At 55.8% G+C, this 12,209-nt stretch carries 13 protein-coding genes; 7 read left to right on the forward strand and 6 right to left on the reverse strand.

What is annotated here, in order from left to right; translation table 11 throughout:
• Positions 1 to 17: 17 nt before the first annotated feature.
• The 3 genes from D7D48_RS09190 to hemC are packed head-to-tail and all read right to left on the reverse strand — an operon-like array spanning position 18 to position 2,508.
• On the reverse strand, positions 18 to 854 hold the full coding sequence (locus tag D7D48_RS09190; protein WP_125231121.1) for an RNA-binding protein: 837 nt from the start codon (positions 852 to 854) through the stop codon (positions 18 to 20).
• Positions 851 to 1,576 carry a uroporphyrinogen-III synthase gene (locus D7D48_RS09195; protein WP_125231122.1) on the reverse strand — a complete coding sequence of 242 codons (726 nt, stop codon included), beginning with the start codon at positions 1,574 to 1,576 and terminating at the stop codon, positions 851 to 853. Before D7D48_RS09195 ends, D7D48_RS09190 begins: the two co-directional genes overlap by 4 nt.
• Positions 1,573 to 2,508, reverse strand: coding sequence for a hydroxymethylbilane synthase (gene hemC / locus D7D48_RS09200; RefSeq protein WP_125231123.1), 936 nt, complete (start codon positions 2,506 to 2,508; stop codon positions 1,573 to 1,575). The genes D7D48_RS09195 and hemC overlap by 4 nt, the downstream gene beginning before the upstream one ends.
• Positions 2,509 to 2,550: 42 nt before the next feature.
• Here hemC and tsaD point away from each other — a divergent pair, with 42 nt between their 5' ends.
• From tsaD to D7D48_RS09215, 3 genes are read left to right on the forward strand one after another with little or no spacing between them, the layout of a single operon-like run.
• Positions 2,551 to 3,585, forward strand: a complete 1,035-nt coding sequence (gene tsaD, locus D7D48_RS09205; RefSeq protein WP_125231124.1) for a tRNA (adenosine(37)-N6)-threonylcarbamoyltransferase complex transferase subunit TsaD — start codon at positions 2,551 to 2,553, stop codon at positions 3,583 to 3,585.
• On the forward strand, positions 3,582 to 4,577 hold the full coding sequence (locus tag D7D48_RS09210; protein WP_125231125.1) for an NAD(P)H-dependent glycerol-3-phosphate dehydrogenase: 996 nt from the start codon (positions 3,582 to 3,584) through the stop codon (positions 4,575 to 4,577). Before tsaD ends, D7D48_RS09210 begins: the two co-directional genes overlap by 4 nt.
• A 41-nt stretch (positions 4,578 to 4,618) precedes the next feature.
• A complete protein-coding gene (locus D7D48_RS09215) occupies positions 4,619 to 6,115 on the forward strand; it encodes a lipopolysaccharide biosynthesis protein (protein ID WP_125231126.1) in 1,497 nt (498 codons plus the stop codon).
• Here D7D48_RS09215 and D7D48_RS09220 read toward each other — a convergent pair.
• Complete coding sequence (locus tag D7D48_RS09220) at positions 6,112 to 7,107, reverse strand: adenosine kinase (protein ID WP_125231127.1); 996 nt, start codon at positions 7,105 to 7,107, stop codon at positions 6,112 to 6,114. The two genes, D7D48_RS09215 and D7D48_RS09220, sit on opposite strands and share 4 nt — an antisense overlap.
• 72 nt (positions 7,108 to 7,179) lie before the next feature.
• On the opposite strand from D7D48_RS09220, the gene D7D48_RS09225 reads away from it, so the two are divergent.
• Positions 7,180 to 7,839: an EI24 domain-containing protein gene (locus D7D48_RS09225; protein ID WP_125231128.1), complete on the forward strand. Its 660-nt coding sequence runs from the start codon at positions 7,180 to 7,182 to the stop codon at positions 7,837 to 7,839.
• Positions 7,836 to 8,234, forward strand: a complete 399-nt coding sequence (locus D7D48_RS09230) for a hypothetical protein (protein WP_245964422.1) — start codon at positions 7,836 to 7,838, stop codon at positions 8,232 to 8,234. The genes D7D48_RS09225 and D7D48_RS09230 overlap by 4 nt, the downstream gene beginning before the upstream one ends.
• A gap of 39 nt (positions 8,235 to 8,273) precedes the next feature.
• Here D7D48_RS09230 and queG read toward each other — a convergent pair whose 3' ends face one another.
• Positions 8,274 to 9,359: a tRNA epoxyqueuosine(34) reductase QueG gene (queG, locus tag D7D48_RS09235; protein WP_125231129.1), complete on the reverse strand. Its 1,086-nt coding sequence runs from the start codon at positions 9,357 to 9,359 to the stop codon at positions 8,274 to 8,276.
• Between the two features lie 329 nt (positions 9,360 to 9,688).
• On the opposite strand from queG, the gene D7D48_RS09240 reads away from it, so the two are divergent.
• Together D7D48_RS09240 and msrB are read left to right on the forward strand one after the other, a co-directional pair.
• A complete protein-coding gene (locus D7D48_RS09240) occupies positions 9,689 to 10,969 on the forward strand; it encodes a cytochrome P450 (protein WP_125231130.1) in 1,281 nt (426 codons plus the stop codon).
• A gap of 60 nt (positions 10,970 to 11,029) precedes the next feature.
• The gene (gene msrB, locus D7D48_RS09245; protein ID WP_125231131.1) at positions 11,030 to 11,512 is read left to right on the forward strand and encodes a peptide-methionine (R)-S-oxide reductase MsrB; all 483 of its coding nucleotides are present in this window, start codon (positions 11,030 to 11,032) and stop codon (positions 11,510 to 11,512) included.
• Between the two features lie 26 nt (positions 11,513 to 11,538).
• Here the strand turns inward: msrB and D7D48_RS09250 are convergent, their stop codons facing one another.
• Positions 11,539 to 12,177: an ankyrin repeat domain-containing protein gene (locus tag D7D48_RS09250; protein ID WP_245964423.1), complete on the reverse strand. Its 639-nt coding sequence runs from the start codon at positions 12,175 to 12,177 to the stop codon at positions 11,539 to 11,541.
• Positions 12,178 to 12,209 lie beyond the last annotated feature (32 nt).

Consider the following 12,209-nt stretch of genomic DNA (forward strand, 5'->3'; position numbering starts at 1 on the left):
CGCCGAACGGATGTGCGTTACGGCTTTACGGAAGCCTCAGCTGCAGGCGCTTGGGCGGCTACTGGCATGACCACAGGACGGATCAAGGCCATTTCTTCCAAGCGCAAAAGCGCCTTACGGGCATCAGCATAGCGTTTCGCGCGCACCATCCACGACTGGGCCGCAGGGGCGCCCGGCATCGCGGTAACCTCCAACATGGCCGCCGATAGATTGCCCGCCTCAACAAAGGCTTGTGCGCGGATCAGGTGCTGTTCCGGTGTGCGCATCGCACCCTCATCCTTGCGCAACACGAAAAGCTGCGACAGTTCGCTTTTTACGGTGGTCCACGCGCCATTATCGCGATGACCAGAGACCAACATAGGCGCTAACGCGGTGAGCTCCGTCTGCAGCTTGTCGATAGTAACGGGCGCTTGCGCTGCAGAAATAATCGTTGCAACCGCCTGCGGTTGCGCTGCGCCAAAACGCAGCCGGAGCTGTTCAGCAAGATATCCCAATGGCGCACCATTATCGAGCGCACGGCGCGCGGCAAATGTCAGCAGCAGCCCCTCGCCACGTACCGCGTCACCCGATATCGCGGAATCCGTGACATAAATCGGAACCACTTGACCTTGGACCTGTGTCGTTGTGCCAGCGGCAGGCAACGTTGCGGGCGTGACATTAGCAGACGGCAAAGAGGCAGCTATTTTTTCTGCGTCCGCCGCTTCTTGTGCCGTCGGCGCGAGAATACCAAAGCTATCGGCCAGCCACCATGTCGCTGCCGCGCCGGCAGCAAAGGTAATCAGAAGCAATAGTATGAAATGCTTAAATTTCATCCCGCTACTAGAAGCAGACTGTGCCGTTGGATAATCGCTCATATCTGCCCTTCAATAGCCGCGCCGCCTTCGTCTTGGCAATGCGCGGGTGTAAACTGTCCTTGGATGGCTTTCAACAATGCAGCATCATTGGGCGCGTCTGCTACAATCATTGCCCCCCAATTTTCTCCGGCCGCTTCGGCAATCGCGCTCGAAAATGTCGCTAGCGTGACGTCGGCGCGCGGCACGCCCATGATAGCACATAGCTCTCCAAAATGCCGGGCGGCGCGCGACGAATGCAGAATCACGATATCGCTTTCGGTTGCCTGCCGTACAAAGTCGTCTGGCGGGCTGACGGTCGCGCTTCGATACACGGTTTCAATATCGATACGGACATTTTCGATTTGCGGAATGGGGCTATGATCCTCGCCTGCCAGCCATAACAGGCGTTGATAGCGGTCGGCGGCGGCACCCCGCACCAGCGCGTCAACGCCCTCAGACCCGATTTTAGCGACGGGTACGGACAATGATTGCAATGCGGAGGCGGTGGCACGGCCCACGGCATAAATTGGCTTGGCATGGGCCTGTGTGAGGAACTCGGCAGCAGCGCGCGCGGCATTACCGCTGGTCAGCAATATCGCGTCATAACCATCCGCGGATGCGCTCTTCACAGGCAGATGTTCGATGGAAAATAAAGGCATGACAATAGGCGTATGTCCAGCCGCACGCAGGCGATGCGCAGTGGCATCAGCCCCAGGTTGCGGGCGGATAATCAAAAGCTTCACGACGCAAAAATGCCGCGCAACTCGGCGCTCGCTTTACCCAGCAATTCTTGCGCAAGCTGCGCGGGGCCATCGCCACCCATATCATATAGACATTCGCCCGACTGCAATTCGCTGCCGTCGGCAGTGAAGATTTCGGCACGCAGCCTGATCTGCGTCCCTTCAACCCGCGCCAGCGCCGCAACGGGCGAATGGCAATTGCCCCCGACAGCGGCGAGAAACGCACGCTCGGCATCAACGGCAGCAAATGTATCCGCGTCGTTTATAGCCTCTAATATGGGAATGAGGTCGGCGCGGCTGGCCAATCGGTCAATGCCGACGGCGCCTTGCGATGCGGCTGGCAAAAACGCGTCGAGCGACAATTCAGCCCCCACATCGGCCATACCCAAACGGTCAAGCCCTGCAGCGGCAAGCAAAGTGGCATCAGCGTCGCCTGTATCAATATGCGCAAGTCGGGTCGCGACATTGCCGCGTAGGGGCACAATCTGCACATCCGGCCGCGCCCGTTGCACCTGCGCCGCGCGCCGCGGACTTGACGTGCCGACACGCGCGTCTTGTTTCAAGTCACCCAGCGAAGCTGCCCCAATCAACCGGTCATGGACGTCCGCGCGTGGCAACATCGCAGAAATGACAAAAATGTCGGGACGCCATGTTTCGACGTCTTTCATGGAATGGACGGCGATATCAATTTGATCCTCGATTAACGCTCGTTCCAATTCCTTGGTCCAAAGCGCTTTCCCGCCAATATCTGCCAATGGCCGGTCCTGAATTTTGTCGCCTGTCGCCAGCATCGGAACAAGCTTCACCGCATCATCCGGCAGATTATGCGCCCGTTTCACAGCCGCCATAGCCATCTCGGCTTGGGCTAAAGCCAGCGGAGAACGGCGGGTTCCGATACGTAAAGGACGCTCGACTGTGAATATTGGACATGTCATGCGGCTTGTTCATAGCGGCGCGTCCACCTATGGGAAAGCACAATGGCAATCATCCTGGGTCTTGAATCAAGCTGCGACGAAACCGCAGCGGCAATCGTGCGGTCCGATCGGACAATCTTAAGCCATGCCTTGGCTGGGCAAGAGGACCATCACCGCGCCTTTGGCGGCGTCGTTCCCGAAATTGCAGCGCGCGCGCATGCTGAATTGATGACACCTTTGGTGGAAACCGCGTTGGCCGATGCAGGACTTACCTTAAACGACGTGGATGCGATTGCCGCAACGGCAGGGCCAGGGCTGATTGGCGGCGTAATGGTCGGGCTGGTCACAGCAAAGGCACTTGCCATGGCTTCGGGCAAACCACTGATTGCGGTCAACCATCTTGAAGGCCATGCTTTGTCGCCGCGCCTCATCGATGCGGATTTAGAATTTCCTTATTTGCTATTGCTCGTTTCGGGTGGGCATTGCCAATTGCTACGCGTCAACGGCGTTGGCGATTACAAACGTCTTTCCACCACCATCGATGATGCAGTGGGCGAAGCGTTTGACAAGACCGCAAAAATCTTGGGCCTTGGCTTTCCCGGCGGGCCAGCGGTCGAACGCGCCGCTGCCATCGGCAACGCCCATAACGTGCCCTTACCTAGGCCATTGAAAGGCGCGGATGAGCCGCATTTCTCCTTTGCGGGATTGAAAAGCGCTGTCCTGCGCGCACATGAAACGGGCCAATATAGGGTCGAAGACATTGCAGCGTCGTTCCAGTTGGCGGTGATCGACTGCCTCTATGACCGCATAACTTACACGCTGGATCGCATAGATGCGCCCCCCGCCTTGGTCGTAGCTGGCGGTGTTGCGGCCAATGTGCCGATCCGTAAGATGCTGGAAAAGCTCGCCGCGCAACGGGGCATGCGTTTTGTCGCCCCGCCCTTGTGGTTATGTACCGACAATGGCGCCATGATTGCTTGGGCCGGCGCAGAACGCTTTGGTATGGGCCTCACGGACGGACTGGATTTTGTCGCCCGGCCCCGTTGGCCGCTTGACCCCCATGCCACGCCCGCGCGCGGCGCAGGCGTTAAGGCATGAGCGCAGGCAGATATCCCGTCGGCATCATTGGTGGCGGCGCTTGGGGCACAGCGCTTGCGGCAGTCATGGCGCAAATCCATGATGATGTCTTGCTATGGGCCCGCGAAGAAGATGTTGTGCGCAGCATAAACGCAAGCCATGAAAACGCCCTGTTTTTGCCGGGAACAGTTTTATCGCGTAAGATTGAAGCAACAGCCGACCTTGCACGCATGGCTGGATGCGAAGCATTCATGATTGTTACCCCGGCGCAGCATGTGCGGGCAATTTTATCCGCACTTCCCGACACACAAGCGCCACTTATCCTTTGTGCCAAGGGGATTGAGGCCAACACGCAAATGCTGGTGTCCGATGTCGCGGCGCAGGTGCGGCCAGACAATCCTTTAGCGGTACTTTCCGGTCCGACATTTGCGCATGAAGTCGCGGCTGGAAAGCCAACCGCCATCACCCTTGCGACTGCAAACCCAACGCTTGGTGCGGCACTGATGCGCAGTATCGCCACCCCGTCTTTTCGCCCCTATTGGTCCGATGATGTCGTTGGAGCGGAAATTGGTGGCGCGGTTAAAAATGTGCTCGCAATTGCCTGTGGCGTTGTCGATGGCGCGGGTCTTGGTCTGAATGCGCGCGCTGCGTTAATCGCGCGCGGCTTTGCGGAAATGCAGCGTTATGGCCTTGCCCGCGGCGCAAAAGCAGAAACGCTGGCCGGGCTATCCGGGCTCGGCGATTTGGTACTGACATGTAGTTCGGAGAACTCGCGAAACTTCTCCTTGGGACGCAGTCTCGGGCAAGGACATGCAGCGGAAAATCTACTGGCCGACCGCAAAACCATTGCCGAAGGCGCCTTTACCGCACCTGTGCTATTGCAGTCGGCAACCGACTTGTATGTCGAAATGCCAATCGTTTCAGCTGTTTGCGCATTACTTGCGGGGACCATCACCGTGGACGCCGTAGTGACTGAATTATTGGCCCGTCCACTCAAGTCCGAAAGCTGGTAACGGCGGACTGAATCCGCTAGTTGACGCACAAAGGACCACTTTTGACTATAGCCAGAACAGATGAAAAAGACATCCAAGCGCTTGCCGAGGGCGGGCGCACCAATGTTTTTGGATTCGTGCTGCGCTTGGCCGCACGTATCCCATTCCTGTTCATTGCAGGGCGACTTTATGGCCCTGAGGCGCTTGGCCGCTTTGCTTATGCGATTTTGATTGTTGAATTTGCCGCCCAGCTTGGGTCGCTTGGTTTGCGTCGAGGTCTTGCCGAGCTCTTGTCTAAAGAAGGTCAACCGCACGCCCATATCATCGCGGATTGCTTGCTCGCCGCGTTAGTCGCGTCAGCGCTGGGCGCTGCATTTTTGATCACGTTCCCGCAACTCATGTTTCCCAATAGCGGGATCAACGGGTTAGATAGATTTTTACCGCTGGCGATCTTTGCGATTGTGGCGACAGACATTGCGCTGTCCGCGCTCGCCTATAAATTTGATATATTGTCCACCGTTCGCGCGCGCGCCATTGTCGAGCCTTGGACGATCAGCATCGCTGCAGGTGCATTTTATTTCTATTCAGCCCGCGATGGTCTGATCCTGGCTTATGTAGCCTCTTTGGCCGCCGCGCTTGTTGTCGCCCTATGGCCTTTATGGCGCAGCTATGGCCTTCCGCGCGGTTGGCGGCCAAGCCCGATGCGTTCGTTTGGTATTGCGCAACGCAACCTGCCGCTTGCTGCTGCGGATGCCGCCGAATGGGGAAGCCGGCGGCTTGATCTTGCGATATTGGGCTTGTTCGCTTCGCCTGCCGTGGTCGGAATTTATTATGTCGCGCAACAGGTCGCGAGCTTGCCGCAGAAGTTAAAAACCAGTTTTGATCCAATTTTGGGGCCCGTCATTACCCGCAATTTGCAAACGCGAAACTATGCGGAAATCGCCAAGCAAGTCGGCCAAGTCGGCTTCTGGATTATCGCCGCGCAAGCGGGGATCGCCTTAACGCTTGGTATTCCGGGTGAGGCCGTGATGGGGCTGGTAGGCCCTGAATTCGCCGGTGGGGCGGTGGCATTGGCCTTTTTGCTCGCAGCAGAAGTTGCCGCCGCCACCGCGGTCGTGAGCGAATCCGCCCTCGTTTACATGGCACGTCACCGAAATCTCTTAATCTCGCTTGGCATGCTCATTGTCCAAGCATTGGTGAGTGTTGGCCTTATCATGCTGATCGACGATTTACCCGTTAAGCCTGAATATGTTGGTCTAGCTCAAGCGGCAGCAGTTGCTTGTGGCCTGATGATCTCGCTTGGCATCGGGTCGCTTATAAAATCTCGGTTTCTATCGAAATTGCTTGGGCAAAACATCCGAGTCTGGCGCTGGACTTTGCTCATTGCTGTCACAGCGGCGGGGTTGCTTGGGGTAATAATCGTGAGCGTACCCGCCCAATTTGAATGGGTCGAACTCACAATCGGTATTCCGGCAATTTTCGGCCTTTATGGCTGGATAATATGGCGCTGGGGCTTTGGCCCAGAAGACCGAGTTCTATTTCGCAAAAAGCCCGATTAACCTAGGCGCTTGGCAACCAAATCAGCAATGTCCGCTTCTGGCCGTGCGCCATAATGGGAGATGATTTCTGCCGCGCACACCGCACCCATGGTTAGGCATTCCGCCATGGGGCGCCCCTGTGCAAGGCCCGCAAACACACCGGCCGCGAACAGGTCACCTGCCCCTGTGGTGTCGACTAACTGCGTCACAGGCTCAGCCTTCACTTCGGTACGCACGCCATTTTCAACGGCAATCGCACCATGTTCGCCGCGCGTGCAGACGAGTAATGGAACCTTCGCGGAGATCGCTGCAACCGAAGCTTCAAAATCATCGCTGTTATTTAGCGCGCAGATTTCAACTTCGTTCGAGAATAAAATATCAATTCGGCCAGCGTCCATTTCGGCAATAAAGTCCGGTCCGTGCCGTGAAATCACAAAAGCGTCGGATAAGGTCAAAGCCACTTTGCGGCCAGCCGCGCGCGCGACATCAATCGCGGTCCGCATCGCTGCGCGTGGTTCTTCAGGGTCCCACAAATAGCCTTCAAGATACAAAATCGCAGCGCTTTCGATCAGCGATTTGTCGATCACTGATGCAGGCAGATATTGGGATGCACCCAAAAAAGTGTTCATTGTGCGCTGCGCATCCGGCGTGACCAATATGTAGCAACGCGCGGTCGATGGCGCACCATCACGCGCAGGAACGTCGAAATGAATGCCGCCTGCGCGAATGTCGTGCGCGAAAACTTCACCCAGCTGATCGTTGGCGACTTGCCCTATGAACGCCGTCTTGTGTCCAAGGCGCGCAAGACCCGCCAAGGTGTTCGCAGCTGAACCGCCGCTGATTTCACGCGCAGGCCCCATATGCGCATACAAGCCTTGCGCACGCTCCTCATCGATAAGCTGCATGCTGCCCTTTGTAAGGCCTTCGTTTGCAATGAAAGCATCATCGGTATCGGCGATAATATCCACAATGGCATTGCCAATTGCGAGGACGTCGAAGCGGGTATCAGTCATGAAAGTTCCTATGTAAGCCACGCGCGCCCTAGTTGGATTGGACATTTCCGGCAAGCGCTTTAGAACAGCAGAATGATTCAGGCGCTGATGCTTTCATTCCAAAGCCTGTCCGACAGGCGCGTCGCTGTTGTGATGGTCAAAGTGGTCGTTTTGACCATTTTCACTCTTATTGTTTCGGGCATCGGGCTTTGGTTTGCCTTGCAAGCCTTATTAAGCTGGCTGAGCATCAATGCCACAGGCTTTTGGTCAGGCTTGTTGTCGGCAGCGATTGCTGCCTTGTCGGGCATTTTACTGTTCCGCGTTGTCGCGATTGCCATGACATGGGTTTTTGCCGACGACATCATCGATGCCGTCGAGGATCGGCATTATCCAAGCCACGCCGCATTCGGCAAACGGCCAAGCCTTGGCGCGGGTGTCCAAATGGCGGTAAAATCTATTGCGCGCGTGGTCGGTTATAATCTGCTCGCGTTGCCTATTTATGTGCTCTTGCTGTTCACTGGTGTCGGCACCGCGATTGCTTTTTTACTTATCAATGCGCTGCTTTTGGGACGAGATCTGGAGGACATGCTTATCGCGCGTCATGGCGCAAAGGGGGCGATGAACAGGCTGTCACGCGTCATGCTGGGACTATTTGGCACTGCAGGCATGATGGTGCCGCTCGTCAACTTATTCGTACCTGTTTTGGCAACGGCGATGGCCGTTCATTTGGTGCATTCGGAATATAGCGCGTGATCAAAAATATACTTCCACTCACCGCAGTCGCTTTGTTGCTGGCGGGCTGCGTCTCTGCGCCTGAGGCGCGTGCGCCAGCGCGCCAGACCGCACCTATCGAGCGCAAGGCAGCATCTTTCCCGCCGCGTCCTACTCCCGCACCAATAGCTGGACTTGAAGGGGTGCTTGGCAAGGATGCCAATGCCATAAAACGCTTATTCGGTGAGCCACGCCTGGACGTTGTCGAAGTCTATGGCCGCAAGTTGCAGTTTGTCGGCAAGCCGTGCATTCTCGATGCGTTTCTCTATCCCGAACGCAAAGGCGGACGCGAAGTCGTCACTTATGTCGATGCACGCAGAAGCGACGGAACCGCTGTAGACCGCGTCGCTTGCATAGATGCCCTGCAACGCCGCTAAGGCATCAGCAACCGGTTCGCCGCGCGCATAATCATGACCTTATGTGGCGGAATCCCACTCGGCACAGACCGAAGGATCTTGCTCGTCAGGCAAATATTCGGCACGCCGCTGCGCCAACGCCTCCGGCGAAAGACGCCCTAACGCCCAAATAGCGGCACCGCGCACCACAGGCGCAGGATCACGCAGCAACACTTCAATCTGCGGAACAAGGGCCGCATCACGTCCATTGCCAGCCGCGATTAAGACATTACGCACAAAGCGGTCACGGCCAATCCGCTTGATTGGCGATCCAGAAAAGAGCTTACGGAACGCGGCATCATCCAATGTCAATAAATCGGCAATTTGGGGCGCAACCAATTCTGCGCGCGGTAAAAAAGCCTTATGCGCCGCCGCCGTTTCGGCAAATTTGTTCCACGGGCAGACCGCAAGGCAGTCATCACAGCCATAGATATGATTGCCCATCAATGGCCGTAGCTCGGGATCAATCGACCCCTTATGCTCAATGGTCAAATAAGAGATGCAGCGGCGGGCATCGAGCCGATAGGGCGCGGGAAAGGCGTTGGTCGGGCAAATGTCTTGGCACAAATGGCATGAGCCGCAATGGTCGTCTTCGGGCAATGCCGGATCAAGCTCGGCGGTGGTGTAGATCGCGCCCAAAAACAACCAACTGCCATGTTCCCGGCTGACGATATTGCTATGCTTGCCCTGCCAACCAAGCCCAGCCGATTGCGCCAAGGCTTTTTCCATCACGGGCGCCGTATCTACGAAAACCTTGACGCCAGCGCCTGCTTCATGCGCCAGCCACCCCGCGAGCCGCTTGAGCGCCCCCTTCACGACATCATGATAATCGCGTCCTTGGGCATAGACAGAAATACGTGCAAGCATGTCTTGATCGGCAAGCGCCATGGGGTCCTGTGGCGGGGCATAGCTCATCCCCAACATGATGACCGATTTGACCTCAGGCCATAACAGGTCAGGATTGGCGCGTTCATCGGTGCGGCTTTCCATCCAAAGCATGTCGCCATGCAGACCTTCTTTCAGCCATTGTTGAAGCCGCAAACCTGCCGCTGGCGCAAGGTGACCAGGCGCAATGCCAAATGCGACAAAACCTTCGCTTTTGGCCATGTCTTGCAAAGCATCAATTATATTTGACTTGTCTCTCTTCACGCGCCGACCTTATTCAAACCCTCGCATACGCCGAGGTACCTAAGAATATATGCAATAGAGGCAAAGCGCTTGGTAAAGCAATTCTATGGCTTCCAAGCAGCTGGGCGCTTTGGTTCGCCAATTTCTCTTAGCCAGTTTTTCTAGAGCCTTGAAACCAGTCGAGCGTATAAGCTGTTGATCAAGTTCGCGGTTAAAGTCACCCCCAGCAGCGATTAAGTTGCGGTTCGAAACTGGATTGACATTTTTGTAAGTAGTGGCACTTTCTGCAGTGAGAGGAGTCGAGAAAAATGGCCACTGCCCCGATATTTGAGAGCGATTCGCTGCCCTATGAAGTGAACGAGGCGCCGCACCGCTGGGATGTAACCAAAGCCGATATTTATCTTGAGGATCGTTGGCATCCCATTTTCAAGGAAATGCGGGAAAAGGCCCCGATTAACAAAATCCAAGGATCAGATTTCGGCAGCTATTGGAATGTCACCACGCTGAAAGCGATTCAGCATGTTGAGGCATTGCCCGATCTGTATTCGTCTTCATTCGAACATGGCGGCATCACGCTCATTGACGACAATGCGCTCGCCGAACCCATTCCGGAAGAAGAAAGGGTCGTCATGCCGATGTTCATCGCAATGGACCGGCCCAAACATACGGAGGAACGTCGCGTCATCGCGCCAGCATTCACGCCGGGCGAAATGGACCGCATGTCCGGCGATATCCGCCGCCGCACGGCGGAATTGCTAGATTCCCTACCCGTTGGCCAAACATTCGATTGGGTTGATCTGGTCTCGATTGAATTAACCACGCAAATGCTTGCCTTGCTTTTCGATTTTCCTTGGGAAGACCGCCGCAAGCTGACCGAATGGTCGGATTGGGCGGGCGACGTCGAATTGTTCCGTTCTGAAGAAACCCGCAAAGCGCGGCTCGCCAAAATGTTCGAAATGGGCGCCTATTTCCAGAATCTCTGGAACGAACGCAAAAATAAAGGCGAGGCGCCTGATCTTATCAGCCGGATGATCCATTCACCGATGAAGGATATGGATCCATTGGAGTATATGGGTAACCTCATATTGCTCATCGTCGGCGGTAATGACACGACCCGCAATTCCATGTCGGGTTATGTTTATGGCCTGCACAGCTTCCAAGATGAACGGGAGAAGCTGGAAAAGAATCCAGCTTTCATCACCAACGCCGTCAGCGAAATCATCCGCTGGCAGACGCCGCTGGCGCATATGCGGCGGACCGCGACACAAGACCATGACCTGTTTGGCGCGCCAATCAAGGCAGGTGACAAGATTGGCATGTGGTATCTGTCGGCCAACCGCGATGAGAGCGTGTTTGAAAATCCAGATAAGCTGATTGTTGACCGGGAAAATGCACGGCGGCATTTGGCATTTGGTTATGGCATCCACCGCTGCGTCGGTGCGCGCCTTGCCGAACTGCAAATCCGTATCCTGCTTGAAGAAATGGCTGTACGCCGCCTACGGCCGAACGTCGTTGCAGAACCTGAGCGCGTCGCCGGTTGTTTCGTCCATGGCTATCGCAAGATGGATGTGGAGCTGTCGCGTTATTGATATGAAACTTTTTGGGCCATGGCAGCGTAGGTGTTGTCATGGCATTCAAAGGAGCATGTCATGCAACTGAGCAAACGCCAATTTCTGTCTTTCAGTAGTGTAGGCGCGGCTGCCTTTGTTTTGGGCTGCGGCCGGGATGCGTCGGCTAAGTCGCGTTTTGCCGTCACCTATAGCGATGCCGAGTGGAAGAAACGCCTATCGCCAGCCGCCTATCGTATCTTACGCCAAGAGGACACTGAGCGGCCCTATAGCAGCGCGCTAAACAGCGAAAAACGCAGGGGCGTCTATGTATGTGCAGGCTGCAATAAAAGACTATTTTCGTCGACTAGCAAATTTGAAAGCGGCACGGGATGGCCAAGTTTTTACAAGCCATTGGCAGGTGGGGTCGGCACGAAAACCGACTATAAAATCGGTTTGCCACGAACAGAGGTGCATTGCGCGCAATGTGGCGGGCATCTTGGCCATGTGTTTAACGACGGGCCGAAGCCCACTGGAAAACGTTATTGCATGAATGGCGGCGCCATGAGGTTCGTACCCGGCTGACCCCGTAAACAGTGACGCAATGCGCGTTATTTCGGACCTTCAATACCCGAAAAATCAAGTTCAGCGGGCTTTTTGGCGGCATCTGCTTTACCATGACTTTCGATGATCGCGGCAATTTCCGATGCCCGGCCATCCTGCTTGGCATATTCGCGCGCCGAATACCCGGCCCGGCTGTCGGTTTTGTCCGGATTAGCCCCGGCCTTTAACAAGGCTCGTACGGCTTCGGCATTGCGGAGTTGGACGGCCAGGATAAGCGCCGTTTCACCTGCGCGATTGGCCTGGTCGACCTGCGCTTTTCTGCGGGTAAGCACCTCTATACCCTCCACATAGCCCAATTGTGTGGCGAGCATTAAAGGGGTCGTCCCTTTTTTATCGGCCAAATTCGGATTGGCACCCTTTTGAAGCAAATAACCAAGCCACGTCGAATCGCGGCGCTGGATCACGATATGCAAAGCAGTTTCACCGGACGTAATATCGCGCGTGTTAATGATGACTGAGCCCGGTTCTGCCAGAAACTTTTCGGCATCTTCACCCTTGCGGTCTTTCACGGCCTTCAGGAAATTATAACTATCCGAAAACTGCGCCATAGCAGCAGGCGCAACGACGCCACTGGTTATTGGCAAGATGAGTCCAGCCGCCGCGGCGCGAAAAAATATCTTTTTCAACAGAATCTGTCCCATATTTATGTCCATTATCC

Origin of the sequence: Sphingorhabdus wooponensis (genome assembly GCF_003933235.1) — a bacterium.
In the GTDB taxonomy this organism is placed as follows: Bacteria; Pseudomonadota; Alphaproteobacteria; order Sphingomonadales; family Sphingomonadaceae; genus Sphingorhabdus_B; species Sphingorhabdus_B wooponensis.